Source organism: Micromonospora sp. NPDC049679 (assembly GCF_040659735.1).
GTDB lineage: Bacteria > Actinomycetota > Actinomycetes > Mycobacteriales > Micromonosporaceae > Micromonospora_I.
Genome location: NZ_JBFANZ010000002.1, coordinates 249902 through 272925, shown reverse-complemented (window position 1 = coordinate 272925; position 23024 = coordinate 249902). Strand labels below are relative to the sequence as shown.

The window sequence follows — 23024 nt, the reverse complement described above, 5'->3', positions numbered from 1 at the left end:
GAATTCGCGCACCTCCCGGCCACGCTCGCCGACGAGCGCCACGACGTTGATCTCCGCGCTGGGCCGGTCGACGAGCCCTTAATGGGAAGTCGCCGCACTCCGACGGTACCGAAACGATCGACGGATATGGGTGTCAGCAGGAGCCGAAGCCGTCGTCGAAGAGGCGGTGGGCGTACTCGGCGTACCCGATGATGGTTTTTTGCACCTTCTCCCCGTCGTGCAGGAAGAGGTACGCGCGGTCGCCCTCGGCGATGAGCATCCCGTCGTAGCGGTACGTGTTCGGCGGCGCCTTGAGGTCGTCGATCTCCGAGTACAGGGTGCGGACCTTGGTGACCGGCGTGCCGACCGTGACGCCCTCGGGAGTGTGCTGGGGCGGATTCACCCAGACCAGCACCAGCCGGTCGTCGGCGAAGACCGGGTCGACGGCCTTGAGCCCGGCGAAAGCGGGACCACACGCCTGGCCCTTCGGGTCGAGCGCGCCGCGCTTCGTCAGCTGCTCCCTCGTCTCGCCGAAGCGGATGTCCCGGACGCCACCGAAGTGCACGATCTCCGGCCCGTATGTGGACGACGGGGGATCATGCCTTCCTTCGGCCGACGCCTGGCCGCATCCGGCGACCAGCATCCCGCCGAGAAGCATTGCCGCAAACGCGAGGGGTCGTCGCGTCATGTGATCCTCCAGTTACCAGTGGTGCCCAACGCTACTGATAACGCACGAGGTCTCAAAAGGGTCTGCCCGATATCCACAACCTGTGGATCGCACATGTGTACGACGACGTTTCGCCCGTCGATCGCGCCCGGATGCGCCGCCGCGGCGGATCCCTATCCCGTCGATCAAGGACTTTCGCACCGATCAAGGGCGTATGCGCACGATTGAAGATCGTTGCGTGCGCATATGCCCTTGATCGACGGGCGAGGGCCGGGCGAGGCCGGGCGAGGGCGGGCGGTGGCGGGCGGTGGCGAGTCGGCGTGGAGACGACTCAGGGCCGGTCCCCGGGTGGGGCCGGCCCTGCGTTGTGCCTGGTCAGGCTGGCGGAGGATACGAGATTCGAACTCGTGAGGGTGTTAACCCAACACGCTTTCCAAGCGTGCGCCCTAGGCCTCTAGGCGAATCCTCCGTCGGCAAGGATACAGGTACCTCCGTCGTGACCCACGCCACCACCCTTCGGCATCCCTGGAGCACCCCGCTAGACTGGGGACACCCCCCGTGCGGCGTGCATCTCGTGAACCTCCCCAGGGCCGGAAGGCAGCAAGGATAAGCGGGCTCTGACGGGTGCACGGGGGGCCTTATCTTTTCCGCCACCGTCACGCCGATCCTGTCAGACACGCGTAGCAGGCTGGGGTAGCTGAGCCCACCCGCCGGCAGGAGAATGGCCCGGTCGAGAGGAGGCGGACGAGTGGCACTCGCGCTCTACCGCAAGTACCGGCCGAGGACGTTCGCCGAGGTCATCGGCCAGGAGCACGTCACCGAGCCGCTGTCGCAGGCGCTGCGCAGCGGGCGGCTCAACCACGCCTACCTGTTCTCCGGTCCGCGTGGCTGCGGCAAGACGTCCAGCGCCCGCATCCTGGCCCGCTCGCTCAACTGCGAGCAGGGCCCGACGCCGGAGCCGTGCGGGCAGTGTGACTCCTGCCGCTCGCTCGGCGCCGACGGTGGCGGGTCGATCGACGTCCTGGAGATCGACGCGGCGAGCCACGGTGGTGTCGACGACGCCCGCGAGCTGCGCGAGAAGGCGTTCTTCGCCCCGGCGAGCAGCCGCTTCAAGATCTACGTGATCGACGAGGCCCACATGGTCTCGTCGGCCGGCTTCAACGCGTTGCTCAAGCTGGTCGAGGAGCCGCCGGAGTACGTCAAGTTCATCTTCGCGACGACCGAGCCGGAGAAGGTCCTCGGCACGATCAAGTCGCGCACCCACCACTACCCGTTCCGGCTGATTCCGCCCGGCGTGCTCCGCCCCTACCTGGAGCAGCTCTGCGAGGCCGAGGGCGTCACCGTCGACCCGGCGGTCTTTCCGCTGGTGGTCCGCGCGGGCGGCGGCAGCGCCCGGGACAGCCTGTCCGTGCTCGACCAGCTCATCGCGGGCGCGGGGCCGGAGGGGGTCAGCTACGCGCGGGCGGTCGCGCTGCTCGGGGTGACCGACAGCGCGCTGCTCGACGAGATGTGCGACGCACTCGCCGCCGGTGACGGCGCGGCCGCGTACGGGACGATCGACCGGGTCGCCGAGGCGGGCCACGACCCGCGCCGGTTCGCCTCCGATCTGCTGGAGCGGCTGCGCGACCTGATCGTGGTGCAGCAGGTGCCCGACGCGGTCGACAAGGGCCTGATCGACGGCCCCACCGACCAGATCGAGCGGATGGCCGCGCAGGCCGAGCGGCTCGGCCCCGCGACACTCTCCCGCTCCGCCGACATCGTCCACAACGGACTTGTCGAGATGCGCGGCACCACCGCGCCCCGCCTGCTGCTGGAGCTGGTGACGGCGCGCATGCTGCTGCCGGGCGCCGAAGACTCCACCGGCGCGCTGCTGCAGCGCCTCGAACGCATGGAGCGTCGGCTCACGCTCCCCGGCGCAGAGGTGCCGCCGGCCGCCGCCGGCCACGCCGCGGCGACCCAGGCGGAGGTACGCCCAGCGCCTGTCCCCGCGCCGACCCAGCGGCCCGCGGCTGCACCGTCGCCGCAGGTCACCGCGCCGCCCACGCCGCCGGCCCAGGTCGCCCCGCCGGCCGCCGTGCCCGAACCGGCCGCGACCCCCGAGCCGGAGCCGGTGCGCCGCACGGTGCCGCCCGAGGCCGTCATGCCCGATCCGGTCACTCCCGAGCCGGTCCCGCCGGGCCCGGCCGCCGTTCCCGGCCAGCTGGACGCGGTCGCCGTACGCCGGGTCTGGGACGAGGTCCTCGGCATGGTGAGTCGGAAGAGCAAGCGCGCCGCCGCCGTGGTGCGGGAGGCTACGGTCCGGGACATCGACGGCCAGACGCTGGTGTTGACGTTCCGGCACAGCGTGCACGCCAACATGCTCTCCGGCTCGCCGGGTCTGCTCCTCGACGCGATCTACGAGGTGCTCGGCGTCCGCTGGCAGATCCGTTGCGAGCTCGCCGGCGAGCAGCGGGCGTCCGCCGCCCCCAGCGCTCCGGCGCGTCCGACGCCGAGCCCCGCTCAACCGGACCGCGCCACGTCGGCACCGGCCGAGCGCGGCGCACCGTCGCCCCCGTCGACCGGCGACTCGGACTGGCCGGAGCCGGCCCGCCCGGGCGGCGCCGCGCCGACGGCGGCCCCGGCCGCCGAGAGCGAAGCCTGGCCCACCCCGGCCACTCCCGGTGGCGTCGCCCCGAGCCCGGCCCCGGCCGAGCCCCAGGTCCCGGCCGTGGCCGACGGCGGGAGCCCTCGCAACGGCAACGGGGCGCCGAGTCCCGGCCTCGCCGCCGCGCGGGCGGCCGCGGCGGGACGCGTCGCGCGTACCCCGGCGAAGGGCGCGGAGGGTGCGTGGCGCGACGGGACCATGCCCGACGAGCCTCCCTACGACCCGGAATACGACGGTCCGCCGAAGGCGGCGGCCGCCGCCTACGAGGGCTTCGACCCGGGTGACGAGCCGCTCGACGTGGTGATCGACGAGAAGACCGCGCGGCAGACGAGCGAGCAGCAGGCGCTGCAGTTGCTGCAGCAGACGCTCGGTGCCGAGAAGATCGGCGAAGAGGACACGCGCTGACTGACGGAGCCCGCCCCGGTTGGGGCGGGCTCCGTCAGTTCTGGTCGAGGGGTGTCAGCGCCCGGCCCGCGTGAAGTGCGACGCCACCTGGGCCGCCGTCAGCGCGGTGGGGTAGACCGCCGCCTCGTCGATGGTGCCCGCGACGGCACTCGACGTCGGGGCGTTCTGCCACCCGGTCAGGTTGCCTCCGCCCAGCCGCCAGAAGCCCGTCGCGGCGTCCGGGGTGGTGGTGGCGTCGGTGCCGACCGCGGCGCCGTCGACGTAGAGCGTCATGCCGCCCGGCCCCTGGGTCGCGACGGCGTGGTGCCAGGCCCCGTCGTTGTAGCTGACGCCGCTTTCGACCACCCGCTGGGCGCCGCCCGACATGGTCCCGAACGCCAGCCGCCCCGCGTTGGTCAGGTAGAGCTGCCGGTCGTACGACGTGCCCCACCCGGTCTGCACGTTCTCCAGGCCGAGCAGCTTGCCGCCGCGCGTCGTCGTGGTCTGGAACCAGACCTCGAGCGAGTACGTGGTCGGACCGGCGGCCGAGGTGTTGCTGTAGGCCACGCCGGACGATCCGGGAGAGCCGATCGCCGTGTCAGCGTCGCCGACGATCGCACCCGCGGCGCCGAAGGTCAGGCCGGCGCGGTAGGTGCCGCCCCGTCCGTTGCCGGACGAGTCGGCGACCGCACCGGTGGCCGTTTCGTTGAGCCGCCAGTACATCGACGGCGCGTCACCGAGCACCGTGCCGGCGTACGAGGCCGCCGGTGGCGGCGGTGTGCTGCCGCCGACCACGCTGGAGATCCACTGCGCGCGCACCTGGTCGGCGGGGAGCGCCCGCGACCACGCGCCCACCTCGTCCAGGCTGCCGTTGAGGTAGAAGCTGTTCGGTGAGGTCCTGGCGGTCTGGTTGGGCCCGAAGACCGTGTCGAAGCGGGTCAGGTCGGTGTAGCCGGCCCGCAGGTAACCGGTGCCGGAGCCGGCGTGCGTCGCCGCCGCCGACGCGGCGAGCGCCCCGTCGACGTAGAGCGACATCGTCGTTCCGTCGTACGTCGCGGCCACCTGGTGCCACGCGCCGTCGTTGTAGGAGTTCGGGCTCCGTACGTAGGTGAACCGGCTCGTCGCCGACGCCGTCTGGCGTAGCCCGAACTCCAGCTGCCCGTTGTTGTCCATCCACACGGCCCGGTCGTTGATCGTCCCCGGTCCGGTCTGCGCATTCGAGAAGCCGAGGATCGTCCCGCCGGTCAGCGTCGTGGTGCGGAACCAGGCCGCCTGGGTGAACGCCGCAGGAGCCGGTGCGGGCTGGTCGGCGGTGACGTAGCCGCTGGAACCGTTCACGGTGACCGCGGTGTCATCGCCGATCGCGCCGGTCTGCCCCCGGGTCACCCCGCCGACGTACGTGCCCGCGCGGTTGGCCGGTGAGCTGTCGGCGGCGGTGCCGGCGCTGTCGTTCAGCCGCCAGTACGTCTCAGGGCCGCTGCCGAGCACCGTCGCCGGGTAGCTGGCCGGGTCGCTGCCGTTGACGGTCGCCGACGCCGAGTTTGGCGACCGTCCGCTGCTCAGCGTTCCGTCGCTGGCCGCGACGGTGTACGTGTGGCTGCTGCCGGCGGGGAGCCCGGTGTCGTCGAACCGCAACGTGGGGCGGGTCCACGGCCACGATTCGGCGGTGCGGGTGGCGACCGGAGTGGTGCCGCCGTCGCGGTAGATCGAGTAGGTGAGTGTGCCGCTGTCGCGGTCGGCCACGGCCGGGAAGGTGACGGTGAGCGTGCCGGCGGCCGTAGCGGTCACGGTCGGGGCGACCGGGCGATCCGGTGCGGTGCCGCCACCGGGACGGAACCGGGTGATGCCCTGCTGTGCGGCGTTGTTGACGGTGGTGAAGTCGCCACCGACGAAAAGCTGGGTGCCGTCGCTGGCCAGCACGCGGGGGCCGACGGGGTTGGTCGAGGTGGTGGCGTTGGTGTTCGGGCTCCAGTGGCCCTGGCTGCCGTCGGCCAGCGACTGGGCGACGAGGCGGTTGAAGAAGAAGGTGTTGCGGTCCTGGGTGCCGACGTAGCCGCCCGGGTTGTAGCCGCAGTCGTGCTGGTGCGACCCCTTGTAGAGCCAGCCGTTGACGACCTTGACCGCCTGGGTGCCGCCGTAGCAGTAGCTGTTCCAGACGAGCGCGCCGTCGGCGACCTTCGCCGCGTACGTGCCGTCGTAGCAGCCCACGTTCTCGTCCTCGGCGGAGACGTACGCGGTGTCGCCGGAGATTTCGATGTCGGTGACATGGGCGACGCAGTTGGGGCGGTTGGGTGCGATCCCGGTGGCCGCCCACGGCCGGGTGGCGCCGGTGGCGGGGTCGAGCGCGGCGATCGCGTTCTGGTCGACCCCGTTGACCGTGGTGAAGGTGCCGCCGATGAGCAGCCGGCCGGCGGCGGGCGCGAGTTCGATCGCGACGGACCGGTTGTTGGCCGACGCGGTGAAGCCCGCGATCAGCGCCCCGGTCGTCGGGTGCAGCGCGGCGAGGCGTCCCTTGGCCACCGAGTTGACGGTGTTGAAGTCACCGCCCACGTAGACGGCGCCGGCCCCGGCGTGGACCGCGGTGACCGTCGCGCTGGCGCTCGGCGCCCAGCCGGTGATCAGGCTTCCACCGGGCAGGTTGAAGGCCGCCATCCGGTTGCGGGTGACGCCGTTGACGGTGGTGAAACTGCCGACCGCGTAGAGGCGGCTGCCGTCGGGTGAGATCGACAGTCCGAAGACGTTGCCGTTGATCGTCGCGTTGAACGATGTCACCAGGGCGCCGGTGCTCGCGTTGAACGCGGCGAGGCGGGTCCGGGTGACCTCGCCGGCGCCGCTCGCGTTGCCGGGCGGGCGTACGGAGGTGAAGTCGCCGCCGACGTAGACCACGCCGCCGGAGACCGCGAGCGCGCGGACGGTGTCATTGGTCTGCCACATGCTCGACGCGGTCCCGCTCAGTGGCTGATCGGGGGCGAGCGCCGCCGCGGACGGGCCGGCCGTAACGCCGATAACGAAGGTCGCGGCCGCGGTGGCGGTGGCGGTCGCGAGGAGAGATGCGGAGAGGCGCCGAAGGCTTCTGTGGGCCGTGGACATGTACGTCCTTCCAGGCTGTGCGCGCTGACAGGCGAAGCGTTGGGTTTGCGCAGGTCCGCCGTCAAGCAATGGCTGCTGGCGGATTGCAGACAGGGCGGGGCGCCCTGATCCCGGCTGCCCATAAACAAACGACTATGTTCGCTGGGTGGGTGCGTCGATCTCCGCCCGGATCCCGTTCGGCGCGTCGCCGCGTGCGGTCCGGCGCCGTCGCAGAAATGGCCGTGCGGCAGGTGGTAGCCGCCGTGACGGCTGGCCCGGGGTCACCCGACCGGCGCTGTCCCGTGATCCGCGCCTCGGCGGGCCGCGGGAGGCGGCGCGGCGGGGCGGCGTGCCGGTGGCCGACCGCCGGTGGCGGCTAGGCTTGGCGGCGGCCCGAGCCAGACACGTCGTAAGGAGCCTCCTGTGCGCCCCGGTGGACAGCCCAACCTGCAGCAGCTCATGAAGCAGGCGCAGAAGATGCAGCAGCAGATGGCCGCCGCTCAGGCGCAACTCGCCGAGGCGGAGCTGACCGGCACGGCCGGCGGTGGCCTCGTGACGGTGACCGTCTCGGGCGCGGGTGACGTCAAGTCCGTGAAGATCGACCCGAAGGTGGTCGACCCGGAGGACGTGGAGACGCTCGAAGACCTGGTGCTCGCGGCGGTGCGTAACGCCAACGAGGCGTCCCGCCAGCTGACCGAGGAGAAGATGGGTCCGGTCACGGGCGGGATGGGCGGGATGGGTCTGCCCGGGTTCTGAGTCACCGCTTCCACCAGCTGCCCGGAACATAGAGCCACCCGAGATAAGAGCCCCCGCGCATGTATGAAGGTGCCATCCAGGACCTGATCGACGAGCTGGGCCGGTTGCCCGGCGTGGGGCCGAAGAGCGCCCAGCGGATCGCGTTCCACATCCTGTCGGCCGACGCGGCCGACGTCACCCGGCTCGCCAACGCGCTGCGCAAGGTCAAGGAGTCGGTGCGCTTCTGCACGACCTGCTTCAACGTCGCCGAGTCCGAGCAGTGCCGTATCTGCCGTGACGCGCGCCGTACGGACGAGGTGTTGTGCGTGGTCGAGGAGCCGAAGGACGTGGTGGCGGTCGAGCGGACGGGTGAGTTCCGCGGCCGCTACCACGTGCTGGGCGGCGCGATCAATCCGTTGGAGGGCGTCGGCCCGGACAACCTGCGGATCCGTGAGTTGATGGTCCGGCTCGGCTCGGGCAACGTGCGCGAGTTGATCCTGGCGACCGACCCCAACACCGAGGGGGAGGCGACCGCGACGTACCTCGCCCTGATGGTCAAGCCGATGGGCATCGCCGTGACCCGGCTGGCCAGCGGTCTGCCCGTCGGCGGCGATCTGGAGTACGCGGACGAGATCACTCTGGGTCGCGCGTTCGAGGGTCGCCGCGCGGTCTGACGGCCGCGCGGTCTGACGGCCGTTCGGTATGACAGCGCAGGTTCCGGCGCTACCGAGACTGTTACATAACTGTTATGCCGCATTGCTTCTCAAAGCGGCCAAACCGGACCACTCCTCTGTCAATGATCAACCGTAGGTGTCGGGTTGGTAAGGATTCGCGAGCGGGACTTCGCTATCGCTGCTGAGCGCACTAGCGTGCCGCACACGGACCGAGCCAAAACCCCGGCGTTGGTCATGCGCATAACAGAGGTGAGAGATGCAGGCGAGAAGGCTCAAGGTGGCAATCGCCGCCGCAGCCGTTGCCGCGATGGCAGTCGGCGCGGCCGGCTGCGCGCAAAGCGACCGGAAGAGCGACAGTGGCGAAGGCAAGACGGGCGGCACCTTCATCTTTGCCGGTGCCGGTGACCCGAAGAACTTCGACCCGATCTTCAACGATGACGGTGAGTCGTTCCGGCCGGTCCGGCAGATGTACGACACCCTGATCACCCACAAGCCCGGCACCGCCGAGCTCGAGAGTGGTCTGGCGGAGAGCTGGGAGCACGACGCGACCGGCAAGGTCTGGACCTTCAAGCTCCGCAAGGGCGTCAAGTTCCACGACGACACGGCCTTCAACGCGGCGGCGGTCTGCTTCAACTTCGACCGCTGGTACAACATGAAGGGCGCCGCGGCCCAGAGCCAGATGATCTACTACATGGACGTGTTCGGCGGCTTCGCCAAGAACGAGGGCGACGGCGCGGGCAAGTCCATTTACGACAAGTGCGAGGCCAAGGACGACAACACGGCCGTCGTCACGATGAACACCTACAAGGGCGCCTTCCCCGGCGCCTTCGCGCTCACCTCGCTCTCGATGTCGAGCCCGGACGCGCTCAAGAAGTACGACGCCGACAAGGTGGCCCAGAAGGGCGACTCGTTCGAATACAGCGAGTACGCCAACGCGCACCCGACCGGTACCGGGCCGTTCACGTTCGGTGGCTGGGACAAGGCGAAGAACGAGATCACCTTGAACCGCAACGCCAACTACTGGGGCGAAAAGGCCAAGGTCGACAAGGTGATCATCAAGGTCATCAAGGACGAGAGCACGCGTAAGCAGGAGCTGCGCGCGGGTACGGTCCAGGGCATCGACTTCCCGGCCCCGGCCGACCGGAAGGCGCTCTCCGGCGAGGGCTTCCAGGTCATCAACCGCCCGGCGTTCAACATCCTCTACCTGGGCATGAACCAGAAGAACCCGAAGCTCAAGGACCTCCGGGTGCGGCAGGCGATCGCCTACGCGCTCAACCGCGAGCAGCTCGTCCAGAGCAAGGCGCCCGGCGGCTCCAGCGTCGCGAGCCAGTTCATGCCGGACACCGTGCTCGGGTACGCGCCGGACGTGCAGAAGTACGAGTACAACCCGGAGAAGGCCAAGCAGCTGCTCAAGGAGGCGGGCGCCGAGGGTCTGACGCTCAACTTCTACTACCCGCCGGACGTCACCCGGCCGTACATGCCCAACCCGCAGGAGATCTTCACCGTCCTCGCCAACGACCTGCAGGCCGCCGGCATCAAGGTGAACGGTGTCCCGCGGCCGTGGAACGGCGGCTTCAAGGACGACGTCCAGCAGCTGGGCAAGCACGACCTGCACATCCTCGGCTGGACCGGCGACTACAACGACCCGGGCAACTTCGTGGGCACCTTCTTCGGTCGGGGTAAGACCGAGTTCGGTGACCAGGCGATGACCGACATGTTCGCCGCGATCTCGGCCGCCGACGCCAAGGTCGACGAGGCGGAGAAGAAGGCCGCCTGGCAGCAGGTCAACAAGGACATCGCCACCAAATGGCTGCCGGCCGTCCCGGTCTGGCACGCGCCCCCGGCGATCGTGGTGACGAAGGACGTCAAGGGTCTGGTCGCCAGCCCGCTGACCGACGAGCGTTTCAACACGGTCTCCGTCGGCTGACCACAGCGGATAGCACGGTAAGTGGGTCGGCCCGGGCCGGGATAAGATTCCCGGCCCGGGCCGTCCTGCACGGAGCTCAAGAGTCTGGTGTGTGAACGATGTTGCGAGTGATAGTGCGCCGCCTGCTACAGCTGGTGGTGACCCTGATCGCGCTATCCGCGTTGATCTTCGTCTGGCTGCGGAACCTGCCCGGCGGCCCTGTCGAGGCGCTGCTCGGTGAGCGGGCGACCCCGGAGCGACGGGAGCTGCTGATCAAGGCCCTCGGCTACGACCAGCCGATCTGGGTGCAGTACGGCAAGTTCATGCAGAAACTGTTCTCCGGCGACTTCGGCAACTCGATCCGCACCGGTGAACCGGTCATCGACGTGATTACCCGGGCCTTCCCGGCCACGATCGAGTTGGCGGCCTTCGCCATGATCATCGCGGTCGGACTCGGCGTCCCGCTCGGCTATCTCGCCGCCAAGCACCGCGGTCGGTTCCTCGACAACCTCACCATCGCCGGCACGCTGCTCGGCATCTCGATCCCGATCTTCTTCCTGGGCTACCTGCTCAAGGACGTCTTCACCCAGAACATCCACTGGTTCCCGCCCTCCGGACGGCTCACCACCGGACTCGACAACACCGACGTCACCGGCTTCTTCGTCTTCGACGGCCTGCTGACCCGCGAGTTCGACGCGAGCGCGGACGCGCTCTGGCACCTGGTCCTGCCGGCGATCACCCTGGCCACCATCCCGCTGGCGGTCATCGTGCGGATCACCCGGGCGAGCGTGCTCGACGTGCTCAACGAGGACTACGTGCGCACGGCCGAGGCGAAGGGCCTGCGCCAGCGCACCGTGCGCGGCCGGCACGTGCTGCGCAACGCGATGCTGCCGGTCGTCACGACGATCGGCCTGCAGACCGGCGCCCTGCTCGCCGGCGCCGTGCTCACCGAGAAGGTGTACAACTGGGGTGGTCTCGGCACGCTGATCACCGACTCCATCAGCGGCAGCCGGGACTATCCCGTTCTGCAGGCCCTGATCCTGCTTGCGGCACTGGTCTTCGTAGTGGTCAACCTGCTCGTCGACCTGTCGTACGCGATCATCGACCCCCGGGTGCGTGTGGGATGAGCGAACGCAGTGAGCGAATCAGCCAGTTCAGCGCGGTTGAGCCTCATGGCGTCACGGCGCGTAGCGAGGTGACGGCATGAGTGAACGCAGCATTGGCGTGCTGGCCGACAAGAAGAAGGCCCGCCTCGACGAACTCGCCAGGTCGACCGCGGAGAAGGGCGGGGTCAGTCTCTTCCGGGACGCCCTGCGCCGGCTCCGGCGAAACCCGGTGGCGATCACCGGCGCGGTCCTCGTCGGACTCTTCCTCCTGGTCGCGATCTTCGCGCCGCTCATCGCGCCGCACGATCCCGTGCAACGCTTCCAGGAGTTGACCAAGGATCTGACGGTCGACAACATCCCGGGCCCCACCGCCGACTTCCCGCTCGGCTCGGACCCGCTGGGCCGCGACTACGCCTCCCGCCTGATCTACGGGGCCCGGCAGACGCTCTTCGTCGGCGTGCTGGCCACGCTGATCGGTCTCGCTCTCGGCGTGGTGATCGGAGCCATCGCCGGTGCCGTCGGCGGCTGGGTCGACGTCGCGCTGATGCGGTTGACCGACGTCATGCTGGCGCTGCCCGGCCTGCTGCTGGCGATCACCCTGGTCGCGGTCGCGAGCCAGTCGAGCCAGTGGACCGTCATCTTCGCCGTCGCCATCGTCAATGTGCCGATCTTCGCCCGGCTGCTCCGCGGCTCGATGCTGGCGCAGCGGGAGAGCGACCACGTGCTGGCCGCGCGGGCCCTGGGCGTCAAGCAGCACACGATCGTGCTGCGGCACATGCTGCCCAACTCGATGACCGCGGTGATCGTGCAGTCCACGCTCACCTTCGCGGTGGCCATCCTGGACGCGGCGGCGCTGTCGTTCCTCGGCCTCGGCGACCCGGACATCAACCGGGCCGAGTGGGGCCTGATGCTCGGCGTCGACGGTCAGCGCTATTTCGAGGTCCGACCGGAGCTCGCCTACTACCCGGCGCTGGCGATCATTGTCGTCGCGCTCGGCTTCACGCTGCTCGGCGAGGCGATGCGCGAGGCCATCGATCCGAAGAACCGGCGGTGACCGCGCATGACCACGATTAGCGGCCGCGGCGGGCAAGAGGGAGTACGGGAATGAGCCTGCTCGACGTACGGGATCTGAGCGTCGTCTTCCAGCGGCGTGGCGAGCCGTCCTTCACGGCGGTCGACAAGGTCAGCTTCAGCGTGGAGCCCGGTCAGACCGTCGGGCTGGTCGGCGAGTCCGGCTGCGGCAAGAGCGTGACCAGCCTGGCGATCATGGGGCTGCTGCCGAAGCGGGGCAACAAGGTGACCGGGGAGGTCCTCTTCGAGGGGACGGACCTGCTCAAGCTCCGCGCGGATGACATGCGCGACCGTCGTGGCCGGGAGATCGGCATGATCTTCCAGGACCCGCTGTCGTCGCTCAACCCGGTGATCCCGATCGGGCTGCAGGTCGCCGAGGTGCTCGAACGCCACCAGGGCCGCGACCGCAAGGCGGCGCTGCGGGAGGCACGCGACCTGCTCGACGCGGTCGGCATCCCCGACCCGACCCGGCGGCTCAAGGAATACCCGCACCAGATCTCCGGCGGCATGCGGCAGCGCGCGCTCATCGCGATCGCGTTGGCCTGCAAGCCCCGGCTGCTGATCGCCGACGAGCCCACGACCGCGCTCGACGTGACCATCCAGGCGCAGATCCTGACGCTGCTCAAGCAGTTGGTCGACGAGACCGGGACGGCGCTGATCATGATCACGCACGACCTGGGCGTCGTCGCGGGACTCTGCGACACCGTCAACGTGCTCTACGGCGGCAAGGTCGTGGAGAACGCGGAGCGGCACGAGTTGTTCGCGAGCCCGCGGCATCCGTACACGCACGGGCTCCTCAGCTCGGTGCCGCGCCTGGACTCGCTGCGCGGCGAGCGGCTGCACGCGATCCGCGGTTCGGTCTCCGACAACATCCCGTGGGTGGAAGGGTGCGCCTTCGCGCCCCGCTGCGACCGGGTCGTGGACGCCTGTGTCGAGGGGACCCCGCCGCTGGAGCCGACCGCCCGCGGCGGCCTCCTGCGCTGCAACAACCCGGTTCCGCAGGAGGTGACGGTATGAGCGAGCAGAACGAGGCGGCGGCCGTGAGCGACGCGGCGGCACCGCTGGTCGAGTTGCGCGACCTGAAGGTGCACTTCCCGATCAAGAGCGGGGTGCTGTTCGATCGCACCGTCGGTTACGTCTACGCGGTCGACGGCGTCTCGCTGTCGATCAAGTCAGGCGAGACGTACGGCCTGGTCGGTGAGTCGGGCTGCGGCAAGTCCACGCTGGGCCGGGGTCTGCTGCGGCTGGTCGAGCCGACCGATGGGCAGATCATCTTCGACGGCACCGACCTGCGCGAGCTCAAGGGCGAGACGATGCGCCGCGCCCGCCGGCGGATGCAGATGATCTTCCAGGACCCGCTCTCCAGCCTCGACCCGCGCCAGTCGGTGGAGTCGCTGCTGGTGGAGGGGCTCAAGGCGCACGGGCTGGCCAAGGACAAGGCCGAGACGGCGAAGACGCTGCGCGCCACCCTCGAAGCGGTCGGGATGCCCGCCTCCGCGCTCCGGAAGTATCCGCACGAGTTCTCCGGCGGCCAACGCCAGCGCATCGGGATCGCCCGCGCGCTCGTGCTCAACCCGGACCTGATCGTCGCCGACGAGCCGGTCTCCGCCCTCGACGTGTCGATCCAGGCGCAGGTCATCAACCTGCTCGAAGACCTGCAGGCCGAGCGCGGGCTGACCTATCTGATCATCGCGCACGACCTCGCGGTGGTGCGGCACATCGCCGACACCGTCGGGGTCATGTACCTCGGCGGCCTCGTCGAGGAGGCGTCCAGCGACGACCTCTACCGGGAGCCGATGCACCCGTACACGAAGGCGCTGATGTCCGCGGTGCCGGTGCCGGATCCGCTGGTGGAGGACCGGCGGGAGCGCATCCTGCTCGCCGGCGACCTGCCGTCGCCGGCCAACCCACCGACCGGCTGCCGCTTCCACACCCGCTGCCCGTGGGCGCAGCCGACGCGCTGCCACGACGAGCGGCCGGTGCTGCGCGAGATTGTCGGTGGGCACCGGGTGGCGTGTCACTACGTGGAGGAGATCGCTGCGGGCAAGCTGCGGGCGCACGAGGTGGAGCCGGAGTTGGTGCGGCCGGACGACGCCTCCTCGCCGGGCGACCCGGGGGAACTCATCCCCACCCCGTAGGTGCTAGGACAGGGCCCATTCCCGCGGGAATGGGCCCTGTCCTATCCCTCGGGGCGGTGCAGCAGGCCGACCGCGATCGTGTGCACGCCCGCGAGATCAGCGGGGTCGGCGAGCGGAGCGCGCCCGCCGGTCACCACGTACCACTCGTCCGCGTCCTTGTACTGCACCCGCAGCGTGACCTGACCGTCGGAGAACTCGGTGCGCAGGGTCAGCTCGCCCGTCACCACCCCGACCTCGTCCGTCATCACGCCCCCCGGTCCGGGCACGATGTCCGTGGTGCGGCTGTCGGCGGTGGCGACTTGCTCCGCTACGGCTTCTTCGCCCATGAGCAGCTCTCCAACATGTCCGTGAGGGTGGCCTTCTCCGCGGTCGTGACCGACAACCGCCAGAAGTGCTTCACCGCGATCCAGTCCTCTGCGTACGTGCACCAGTAGTCGCGGTTCGCCGGCTTCCACTGCGAGGGATCCTGATCACCCTTTGCCCGGTTGGAGCTCGCCGAAACCGCGATCAGCTGGGGCCGGGTGAGGTCGTTGGCGAACTCGCCGCGCCGATTGTCGTCCCAGTCGGCGGCACCCGACCGCCAGGCGTTCGCGAGCGGCACCATGTGGTCGATGTCCACCTGGGACGGGTCGGAGAAGGTGCGGTTGTCGTAGACGCTCGACCAGCGCCCGCCGACCACGTTGCAGCCGCTGAGCTTCACGTCCTCCCCGTCGCGCTGCAGTACGGTGTCCCGCACGTCGCAGTTCTTGCCAGTGTCCCGCCAGTGCGGGAACCGGTCCCGGCTGTACCCCTTCATCGAGCCGGCGCTGGCCACGGTGAGCTGCCCGAGCAGCTTCGGCGATTCGCCGTTCGACGACGGTGCGGTCGCGGGGTCGTCAGGTGCGGTGCAGGCCGTGGCGCCGCCGAGGGTCAGGGCCGCGACGAGCGCCGCCACCGCGCCGCGCCAGGTCTTCGACCGCGTAGGGAGCGTGTCCACCAGACAAGCTTGCGGGGTGTACGACGCCGAGCGGGGGAAACGATGGCGGTTTCGGCGATTTGCGACTAACACAATATTTGGCACGGCAGATTGGACCACATGACCCAGCCCCCGGCGACCCTGCGCCTGAGCTCTCCGGCCGGACGCGGCGCGATGGTCGCCACCATCCTCGCCTCCGGCATGGCGTTCCTCGACGCCACGGTCGTCAACGTCGCCCTGCCGCAGCTCGGCACCGACCTCGACGCCACCACTGCGGGTCTCCAGTGGACGGTCGACGGATACCTGCTCACCCTCGCCGCGTTCGTGCTGCTCGGCGGGGCGCTCGGTGACCGCTACGGGCGGCGGAAACTCTTCGTCCTCGGCGTCGTGTGGTTCACCGCCGCCTCCGCCGTCTGCGGCCTGACCCGGAGCGTCGAACTGCTGGTCGTCGCGCGGTTCGTGCAGGGGATCGGCGCCGCGCTGCTGACGCCGGGGTCGCTCTCCGTGCTGCGTGCCAGCTTTCACCCCGACGACCGGGGACGGGCCATCGGCGTCTGGTCCGGCCTCTCCGGCGTCTCCACCGCCGTCGGCCCTTTCATCGGAGGCTGGCTGATCGACGCCCTGTCCTGGCGGTGGATCTTCTTCATGAACGTCCCCCTGGGGGTGCTCGTCCTGCTGGCCGCGCTGCGCTGGGTCCCGGAAAGCCGCGCCCCCGCGCCGGAGCGGCCGCGCTTCGACCTGGCCGGCGCGCTGCTCGGCGCGCTGGGGCTGGCCGGCGTGGCGTACGCGCTGATCGAGGCGCCCGCCCGCGGCATCGGCTCCTGGTCGGTGATCGCCGCGATCCTCGTCGGGATCGTTGCCACCGGCCTCTTCGTGCTCGTCGAGCGCCGTCGCGGCGCCGCCGCGATGCTGCCGCCGTCGCTCTTCTCGCAACGGATCTTCGGCGTGCTCAACCTCTACACGGTCGCGATCTACGCCGCGCTCGGCGGTCATCTCTTCTTTCTCTCGGTCCAGCTCCAGACGGTCGCCCACTATTCGGCGTTGCAGACGGGCCTCGCCACGCTGCCGATCACGATCCTGCTCGCCGCAGGCTCACCCAGCGCCGGAGCCCTGGCCACCCGGATCGGTCCCCGCCTGCCCCTGATGATCGGGCCGTTGATCGCGGCAGCCGGCGTGCTGGTGCTGCGGTCGATCGGCCCCCGCGCCGAATACTGGACCGAGGTCTTTCCCGGCGTACTGCTCTTCGGACTCGGCATGACGATGGTGGTGGCGCCGCTCACCGCGTCGGTGCTCGGTGCGGTCGAGGACCGATTCAGTGGCGTGGCGAGCGGCTTCAACAACGCCGCCGCCCGCACGGGCGGACTGCTGGCCGTGGCGGCGCTGCCGTTGCTGGTCGGGCTCTCCGGCGAGGCCTACCGGATGCCGGCCGCGCTCACCGCCGCGTTCCGGGCGGCGATGCTCTGGTGCGCCGCGCTGATGCTGGCCGGCGCCGCCCTGGCCGCCTTCCTCCGCCGCCCCCACGCATGAACCCACCCTTCCCGTCGATCAAGGGCATGTCCACGTGGTCCGATCTCTGATCGGGTGAACCTGCCCTTGATCGACGCGGAAGTCCTACGCTCAGGCGTGCGCGCGGTTGACGGCGCTCGTCACGGCCTTCACCGAGGCGGTCACGATGTTCGGGTCGAGACCGACGCCCCAGACCGTACGGCCGTCCACCTCGCACTCCACGTACGCCGCCGCCTGCGCGTCACCACCGGAGGACATCGCGTGCTCGGCGTAGTCGAGCAGCCGTACCCGGATGTTGAGCGCCTGCAGCGCGTTCACGTACGCGTCGATTGGGCCGTTGCCGATCGCGACCAGCGACCGCTCCTCGGCGCCGGCCCGGACCACCGCGTCGATCTCGACCTTGCCGTCGACGGTCGCCGTGCTGTAGCCGCCCAGCGCGACCTTCGGCGACTCCTGGTGGTCGATCAGATACTGGCTCGCGAAGATCTCCCACATCCGCTGCGGCTCGACCTCGCCGCCCTCGTCGTCCGTGAACTGCTGCACCACGCCGGAGAACTCGATCTGCAGCCGTCGCGGCAGGTCGAGGTGGTGCTCGGACTTCATGATGTACGCGACGCCACCCTTGCCGGACTGCGAGTTGACCCGGATGACCGCCTCGTAGGTGCGGCCCAGGTCCTTCGGGTCGATCGGCAGGTAGGGCACGCCCCAGGTGTAGCTGTCGACCGGGACGCCCGCGGCCAGCGCGTCAGCGGCCAGCGCGTCGAGCCCCTTCTTGATCGCATCCTGGTGCGACCCCGAGAAGGCGGTGTACACGAGGTCGCCGGCGTACGGGTGGCGCTCGTGCACCGGAAGCTGGTTGCAGTATTCGACCGTCCGCTTGACCTCGTCGATCTGCGAGAAGTCGATCCTCGGGTCGACACCCTGCGAGAAGAGGTTGAGTCCCAGCGTCACCAGGTCGACGTTGCCGGTGCGCTCCCCGTTGCCGAACAGGCACCCCTCGACGCGGTCCGCGCCGGCCAGCAGGCCCAGCTCGGCGGCGGCCACGCCGGTGCCGCGGTCGTTGTGCGGGTGCAGCGACAGGATCACGCTGTCGCGCCGGGGCAGCCGTCGGTGCATCCACTCGATCGAGTCGGCGTAGACGTTCGGCATGGCCATCTCGACCGTCGCCGGCAGGTTGATGATCAGGGGACGGTCCGGCGTCGGGTCGATCACGTCGATGACGGCGCTGCAGACCTCGAGCGCGTACTCCAGCTCCGTGCCGGTGTAGGACTCGGGCGAGTACTCGTAGTAGATCTGGGTGTCGGGCGTGTGGATCTCCGCGTACTTCTGGCACAGCCGCGCGCCCTGGGTGGCGATGTCCTTGATCCCGTCCCGGTCGAGGCCGAAGACCACCCGACGCTGCAGCGTGGACGTCGAGTTGTAGAAGTGCACGATCGCGCGCTTGGCGCCGCGCAGCGACTCGAAGGTGCGCTCGATCAGGTGCTCGCGGCACTGGGTGAGCACCTGGATCGTGACGTCGTCGGGGATCAGGTCCTGCTCGATGAGCTGCCGGACGAAGTCGAAGTCGGTCTGGCTGGCGGAGGGGAAGCCGACCTCGATCTCCTTGTAGCCCATCTGCACCAGCAGGTTGAACATCCGGCGCTTGCGCTCGGGCGACATGGGGTCGATCAGCGCCTGGTTGCCGTCGCGCAGGTCCACCGCGCACCAGCGCGGGGCGGCCTCGACCCGGCGGCCCGGCCACTGCCGGTCGGGCAGATCGACGGAGAACTGGTGGTGGTACGGCTGGTAGCGCTGGTACGGCATGCGGCTCGGCTGCTGCCGGGCGATGGAATCGGCGTCGGTGGTGCCGGCTGCATCGGACATGTCAGAAAACTCCTGGGTCATGTGACGGGGTCGCCGCGGGCGACGAGGTCGGGCGGGAGGCAGACGTTCGATCGGGAGCGCGGAAGCGCGACGGGCGATCGATCGGGAATGGCAAGGCGGCGTACGTCAACTCCGCGACGAGGTGCCGGCCGGATGGGCCTCGTCGCGGCGACGAAGAAGGAGTACCTGCCACATGACTTCCGTCACCCTACGTGATCAATATGGCTCGTCCAAGCCAAGCCCGGACTCTGAGACGAAGCTCGCAGCCATGGTGCGGACGGCTCATGACCACTCCCCAATTTCACCTTACGTGTTCGAGTGATTTCGGCGCGTCGAACCGAATCTGAGGGTAACGTGCATATGGGCGATTTGTGCCCCACGGGGAGGCGGGGATGGGCGAGGCCACAGCTGGTGGCGCGGTGCGGACCGGCGAGCGAGAGGTCGGTGAGGCGGCGACGGAGATCTTCCGACGGCCACAGTTGGAAGCCGTCCCGGCGTGGCCGGAACCGCCCGCGGCCGACCACGATTCGCAGCCCACCTTCGCGCCCGTTTCCGCTCCGGTGCGGACACTCGTGCCCAACCGCAGACCGGAGCTGGTCCTCGCGCCGCCACCGGTCACGACACCCGAGCCGGCTTCCGCACCCGAGCCGGCTCACGTACCCGAGCTGGCTCCCGTAGCCGACCCGGACGATGCGGTCGTCGCCGAGCAGGCCTTCGACATCGACCTTCCGCTCGACGTCGAACCGGAACTCGATCCTCCGTACGACGAGGCGCCCCTAAGCCCGTCGACAACCCGGACGGGCCCGCAGGAGCCGTCCTGGAACCGGCCGAGCGGGGTATCGCCGATCACCCGCGCCGAGCGTCGGGCGGCCGAAGCGGCAGCCGCCGCCCGCGCCACCGGCGTCGAGCAGGCCGGCAGCGCGCCGGGCCAACTGCTCTGGGCGCTGACCCGGGTCATGTTCGGCCTGGCCTTCCTGTGGACGTTCTTCGACAAACTCTTCGGGCTGGACGCCCCCACGCCCGCTGTCGGCGCATGGCGCACCGGAACGTCGCCGACCAGCGGATTTCTCGCCGCGGTGGACGGCCCGTTCGTCGACGTGTTCGGCAAACTGGTCGGCCGGGCCTGGGTCGACTGGGCTTTCATGATCGCGCTCGCCGTGATCGGGCTCGGACTGCTGCTGGGCGTCGGGATGATCATCGCCGCGACCACGGGAACCGTTCTGCTGGTCCTCACGTGGATGGCGGCGTTGCCGCTCGCCGGCAACCCGGTCTTCGATGAGCGCCTCCTCGCCGCGCTCGTCCTCATCTGCATCACGGTGAGCGGAGCCGGCCTGCGCTACAGCCTCGCGCCATGGTGGCGGCGCAGCGCGGTGGTCCGGACGTTGCCCGTGCTCCGTTAGGACAGGCGAAACACGCCTAGTTCAGCAGCAGGTCGGTCAGAGGGTGCCGCCGGCGCAGTCCCGTTTCCCGCAGCCGCAGGTCCTCGGGAAGGAACGCCGGGTCGCCGAGGCGTCCGACGGCGGCCACGACGTGCGGGTTCACGGCATCGGGCAGTTCCAGATCGGAGCGGAGCCCGGCGGCGTCGAAGCCGGCCATCTGGTGGACGTGCAGGCCGAGCGCGGCGGCCTGGAGCGAGAAGTGCGCCACCGCCTGACCGAGGTCGTACGCCGCGTGGGTCAGCGGAGCGCCGGTCCGGCTCGCCGTCGCGTGCGCACCCATCACCAGTAGCGCCGCGCTGCCGGCCCACCGCTGGTTACCCGGCGAGAGATTGACGAAGATGCGCTTGTGCGTCTCGTCGTCCCGCCGGCCGACGACGAACCGCCACGGTTGCGTGTTCGCCGCCGACGGGGCCCACCGCGCCGCCTCCAGCAGCGACGTCAGGTCGGCGTCCGAGACGCGGGCGTACGGGTCGAAAGCGCGGGGGCTCCACCGCTCCGCGAGCAGCGGGTGTAGCTCGGCCATGGCCGCAGTGTGCCGCATTCCACAGAGGATCGCCCAATCGAGGGCTACCGGGCGTGTCGGCTCGAATCCGGCACGTGAGCGGGTTCAGCCCACGGATCGGCTGGTGGGCGTCGTCGTCGGTTCCGTGGCCGGCGCCGGTGCGGCGACATTGAGCGGCTCGCGATCGACGACCGGAGCCGGCAGCGTGACCGTGGGCGGGGCGGCGGTCGGCGGCCCGGCCAGCACCAACGAGCCGAACCCCAGCTTCGCACCGGTCAGCGTCCCGGCGGCCTCGTAGCAGTAGATCCCCACGTCGAGCGCGGGGTTGAGCGACGCGGAGGTGGACTCGACCGAGAAGCAGGAGCCCCGGACGCCCGGCAGGAGCGGGGTGGTGGAGACAGAGATCGGGGCCTGTCGATCGGTGAGCACCTCCTGCCAGTCGGTGAAGGCGTGCTGGATGCGCGGATCAAAGCCGCTGGCCAGGGCGGCGCCCGGGTCGCCGACCCGTACGCAGGCCGGGTCGAGGTAGTTCGTCGCCGACGGCAGGGCGCACTGGTAGAGCCCGGTGGAATTCTGCGCGACCGAGACGTCGGCGTCGCCGCCGAGCGCACCGCCGGGGATGTCGATCCGCCAACTGCCGTCGACGGCCCTGGTCACACCGACCGTCCGGTCCGGCTGCCCGGGCGCGGACAGGGTGTAGAAGGCGGTGAGGCTGCTGTCCCGCCCCAACGCGACGAGCCCGGCGAGCTGCGCCCGCTCCTCCGTGCCTCCGGTGGCGGTCGCGCTGCCGCTGGGTGCCGCCCCGGACGGGGTCGAATCGCCGCCGCAGCCAGCGAGCAGGACGGGGACGGCGAGCAGCAGCGCGCCGACCAGCTTGCGACGGACGGCATACCGGGAGACCGCGGGAAGGCGCATCCGCCTATTCTCTGTATGAAGAAGCGCTTCGATACGTCAGGTCCGTCGCGTCGCCCCGGCGTGTCGTCCCCGGGCCGGATCGTGGGATCGGATGTCGGGGTCGCCGTCCGCCGCCGGTACCCTGATGGGGACTTACATCGGCGCCGCCGGCTCCAGACCGGCGGCGTCGGCACGCTCAGCCCGACCGGAGGGAGTGGACCGCCGTGGCACTGGTGGTGCAGAAGTACGGCGGCTCCTCCGTCGCCGACGCGGAGCGGATCAAGCGGGTCGCCGAGCGCATCGTCGCCGCCCGCAAGGGGGGCGACGACGTGGTCGTCGTCGTGTCCGCGATGGGTGACAGCACCGACGAACTGCTCGATCTCGCGCATCAGGTCAGCCCGCTGCCGCCGGGCCGTGAACTCGACATGCTGCTGACCGCCGGCGAACGCATCTCGATGGCGCTGCTCGCCATGGCGATCCACAACCTGGGTTACGAGGCGCGGTCCTTCACCGGCTCGCAGGCGGGTGTGCTCACCACCTCGGTGCACGGGCGGGCCCGCATCATCGACGTGACGCCGGGCCGCCTGCGGGGGGCGCTCGACGAGGGCTCGATCGCGATCGTCGCCGGTTTCCAGGGCGTCTCCCAGGACACCAAGGACATCACCACGTTGGGTCGGGGCGGCTCGGACACGACCGCCGTCGCGCTCGCCGCGGCGTTGGGCGCCGACGTCTGTGAGATCTACACCGACGTCGACGGCGTGTTCACCGCCGATCCGCGTATCGTCCCCAACGCACGCCACATCAAGCAGATCACGTACGAAGAGATGCTGGAGTTGGCCGCCTGCGGCGCGAAGGTGCTGCACTTGCGGAGCGTCGAATACGCGCGTCGGGCCGATCTGCCGATTCACGTCCGTTCGTCATACTCGACCAACACCGGCACCATGGTCACCGGATCGATGGAGGAGCTTCCCGTGGAGCAGGCACTGATCACCGGGGTCGCTCACGACCGGAGCGAGGCGAAGATCACGATCGTCGGCGTCCCGGACGAGCCGGGTGCGGCCGCGCGCATCTTCGAGACCGTCGCCAGCGCCGAGATCAATATCGACATGATCGTGCAGAACGTGTCGACGGAGGGCACCGGGCGCACGGACATCTCGTTCACGCTGCCCAAGGCGGACGGGCCGACGGCGATGGCCGCGCTCAGCAAGATCCAGGAGCCGGTCAAGTTCAAGGGCCTGCTCTACGACGACCACGTCGGGAAGGTGTCGCTCATCGGCGCCGGCATGCGTTCCCACCCGGGCGTGGCCGCCAGCTTCTTCGCCGCCCTCGGCGAGGCCGGGGTCAACATCGAAATGATCTCCACCTCGGAGATCCGGGTGTCCGTCGTCTGCCGGGACACCGACCTGGACGCCGCGGTGCTCGCCGTGCACGAGGCATTCGACCTCGGTGGCACGGAGCAGGCGGTCGTCTACGCCGGCACCGGGAGGTGACG

Annotated in this window: 18 protein-coding genes, 1 tRNA gene and 1 other RNA gene; 12 read left to right on the top strand and 8 right to left on the bottom strand. The window is 70.1% G+C overall.

Translation table 11 applies throughout. The features are described from left to right. Nucleotides 1-133 precede the first annotated feature (133 nt). Both AB0J06_RS02980 and AB0J06_RS02975 read right to left on the bottom strand, forming a co-directional pair. The gene (locus AB0J06_RS02980) at nucleotides 134-667 is read right to left on the bottom strand and encodes a hypothetical protein (protein ID WP_357423938.1); all 534 of its coding nucleotides are present in this window, start codon (nucleotides 665-667) and stop codon (nucleotides 134-136) included. A 360-nt stretch (nucleotides 668-1027) separates the two neighbouring features. Beyond that, nucleotides 1028-1115 (bottom strand) — tRNA-Ser (locus AB0J06_RS02975). Nucleotides 1116-1196: 81 nt separating this feature from the next. Here AB0J06_RS02975 and ffs point away from each other — a divergent pair. Further along, an RNA gene (gene ffs / locus AB0J06_RS02970) (signal recognition particle sRNA small type) lies at nucleotides 1197-1287 on the top strand. Between the two features lie 107 nt (nucleotides 1288-1394). Continuing rightward, on the top strand, nucleotides 1395-3695 hold the full coding sequence (locus AB0J06_RS02965; RefSeq protein WP_357423936.1) for a DNA polymerase III subunit gamma and tau: 2301 nt from the start codon (nucleotides 1395-1397) through the stop codon (nucleotides 3693-3695). 54 nt (nucleotides 3696-3749) lie between these two features. Here AB0J06_RS02965 and AB0J06_RS02960 read toward each other — a convergent pair whose 3' ends face one another. Then, on the bottom strand, nucleotides 3750-6764 hold the full coding sequence (locus AB0J06_RS02960) for a LamG-like jellyroll fold domain-containing protein (protein WP_357423934.1): 3015 nt from the start codon (nucleotides 6762-6764) through the stop codon (nucleotides 3750-3752). Nucleotides 6765-7190: 426 nt separating this feature from the next. Here AB0J06_RS02960 and AB0J06_RS02955 point away from each other — a divergent pair, with 426 nt between their 5' ends. From AB0J06_RS02955 to AB0J06_RS02925, 7 genes are all read left to right on the top strand, one after another. Beyond that, on the top strand, nucleotides 7191-7499 hold the full coding sequence (locus tag AB0J06_RS02955; RefSeq protein ID WP_357423977.1) for a YbaB/EbfC family nucleoid-associated protein: 309 nt from the start codon (nucleotides 7191-7193) through the stop codon (nucleotides 7497-7499). 59 nt (nucleotides 7500-7558) lie between these two features. Beyond that, nucleotides 7559-8152, top strand: coding sequence for a recombination mediator RecR (gene recR / locus AB0J06_RS02950; RefSeq protein WP_357423932.1), 594 nt, complete (start codon nucleotides 7559-7561; stop codon nucleotides 8150-8152). 256 nt (nucleotides 8153-8408) lie between these two features. After that, nucleotides 8409-10079 carry an ABC transporter substrate-binding protein gene (locus AB0J06_RS02945; protein ID WP_357423930.1) on the top strand — a complete coding sequence of 557 codons (1671 nt, stop codon included), beginning with the start codon at nucleotides 8409-8411 and terminating at the stop codon, nucleotides 10077-10079. Between the two features lie 98 nt (nucleotides 10080-10177). Beyond that, the gene (locus AB0J06_RS02940) at nucleotides 10178-11185 is read left to right on the top strand and encodes an ABC transporter permease (protein ID WP_357423928.1); all 1008 of its coding nucleotides are present in this window, start codon (nucleotides 10178-10180) and stop codon (nucleotides 11183-11185) included. Between the two features lie 76 nt (nucleotides 11186-11261). Then, nucleotides 11262-12218 carry an ABC transporter permease gene (locus AB0J06_RS02935; protein WP_357423926.1) on the top strand — a complete coding sequence of 319 codons (957 nt, stop codon included), beginning with the start codon at nucleotides 11262-11264 and terminating at the stop codon, nucleotides 12216-12218. A gap of 50 nt (nucleotides 12219-12268) precedes the next feature. Beyond that, a complete protein-coding gene (locus tag AB0J06_RS02930; protein WP_357423924.1) occupies nucleotides 12269-13252 on the top strand; it encodes an ABC transporter ATP-binding protein in 984 nt (327 codons plus the stop codon). After that, the gene (locus AB0J06_RS02925) at nucleotides 13249-14373 is read left to right on the top strand and encodes an ABC transporter ATP-binding protein (RefSeq protein WP_357423922.1); all 1125 of its coding nucleotides are present in this window, start codon (nucleotides 13249-13251) and stop codon (nucleotides 14371-14373) included. The genes AB0J06_RS02930 and AB0J06_RS02925 overlap by 4 nt, the downstream gene beginning before the upstream one ends. 41 nt (nucleotides 14374-14414) lie before the next feature. Here AB0J06_RS02925 and AB0J06_RS02920 read toward each other — a convergent pair whose 3' ends face one another. After that, nucleotides 14415-14783: a hypothetical protein gene (locus AB0J06_RS02920; RefSeq protein WP_357423975.1), complete on the bottom strand. Its 369-nt coding sequence runs from the start codon at nucleotides 14781-14783 to the stop codon at nucleotides 14415-14417. Then, complete coding sequence (locus AB0J06_RS02915) at nucleotides 14681-15349, bottom strand: HNH endonuclease family protein (protein ID WP_357423920.1); 669 nt, start codon at nucleotides 15347-15349, stop codon at nucleotides 14681-14683. The genes AB0J06_RS02920 and AB0J06_RS02915 overlap by 103 nt, the downstream gene beginning before the upstream one ends. Nucleotides 15350-15448: 99 nt before the next feature. Between AB0J06_RS02915 and AB0J06_RS02910 the strand changes: the two genes are divergently transcribed. Then, complete coding sequence (locus AB0J06_RS02910) at nucleotides 15449-16855, top strand: MFS transporter (protein WP_357423918.1); 1407 nt, start codon at nucleotides 15449-15451, stop codon at nucleotides 16853-16855. A 90-nt stretch (nucleotides 16856-16945) separates the two neighbouring features. Here the strand turns inward: AB0J06_RS02910 and leuA are convergent, their stop codons facing one another. Beyond that, on the bottom strand, nucleotides 16946-18718 hold the full coding sequence (gene leuA / locus AB0J06_RS02905) for a 2-isopropylmalate synthase (protein WP_357423916.1): 1773 nt from the start codon (nucleotides 18716-18718) through the stop codon (nucleotides 16946-16948). A 371-nt stretch (nucleotides 18719-19089) separates the two neighbouring features. Between leuA and AB0J06_RS02900 the strand changes: the two genes are divergently transcribed. Continuing rightward, complete coding sequence (locus AB0J06_RS02900; protein ID WP_357423914.1) at nucleotides 19090-20097, top strand: hypothetical protein; 1008 nt, start codon at nucleotides 19090-19092, stop codon at nucleotides 20095-20097. A 16-nt stretch (nucleotides 20098-20113) separates the two neighbouring features. On the opposite strand, the gene AB0J06_RS02895 is transcribed toward AB0J06_RS02900, so the two are convergent. Both AB0J06_RS02895 and AB0J06_RS02890 read right to left on the bottom strand, forming a co-directional pair. Next, nucleotides 20114-20659: a nitroreductase family protein gene (locus AB0J06_RS02895; protein ID WP_357423912.1), complete on the bottom strand. Its 546-nt coding sequence runs from the start codon at nucleotides 20657-20659 to the stop codon at nucleotides 20114-20116. 84 nt (nucleotides 20660-20743) lie between these two features. Beyond that, nucleotides 20744-21553 carry a hypothetical protein gene (locus AB0J06_RS02890; protein WP_357423910.1) on the bottom strand — a complete coding sequence of 270 codons (810 nt, stop codon included), beginning with the start codon at nucleotides 21551-21553 and terminating at the stop codon, nucleotides 20744-20746. 203 nt (nucleotides 21554-21756) lie between these two features. Between AB0J06_RS02890 and AB0J06_RS02885 the strand changes: the two genes are divergently transcribed. Next, complete coding sequence (locus AB0J06_RS02885) at nucleotides 21757-23022, top strand: aspartate kinase (protein WP_357423908.1); 1266 nt, start codon at nucleotides 21757-21759, stop codon at nucleotides 23020-23022. Nucleotides 23023-23024 lie beyond the last annotated feature (2 nt).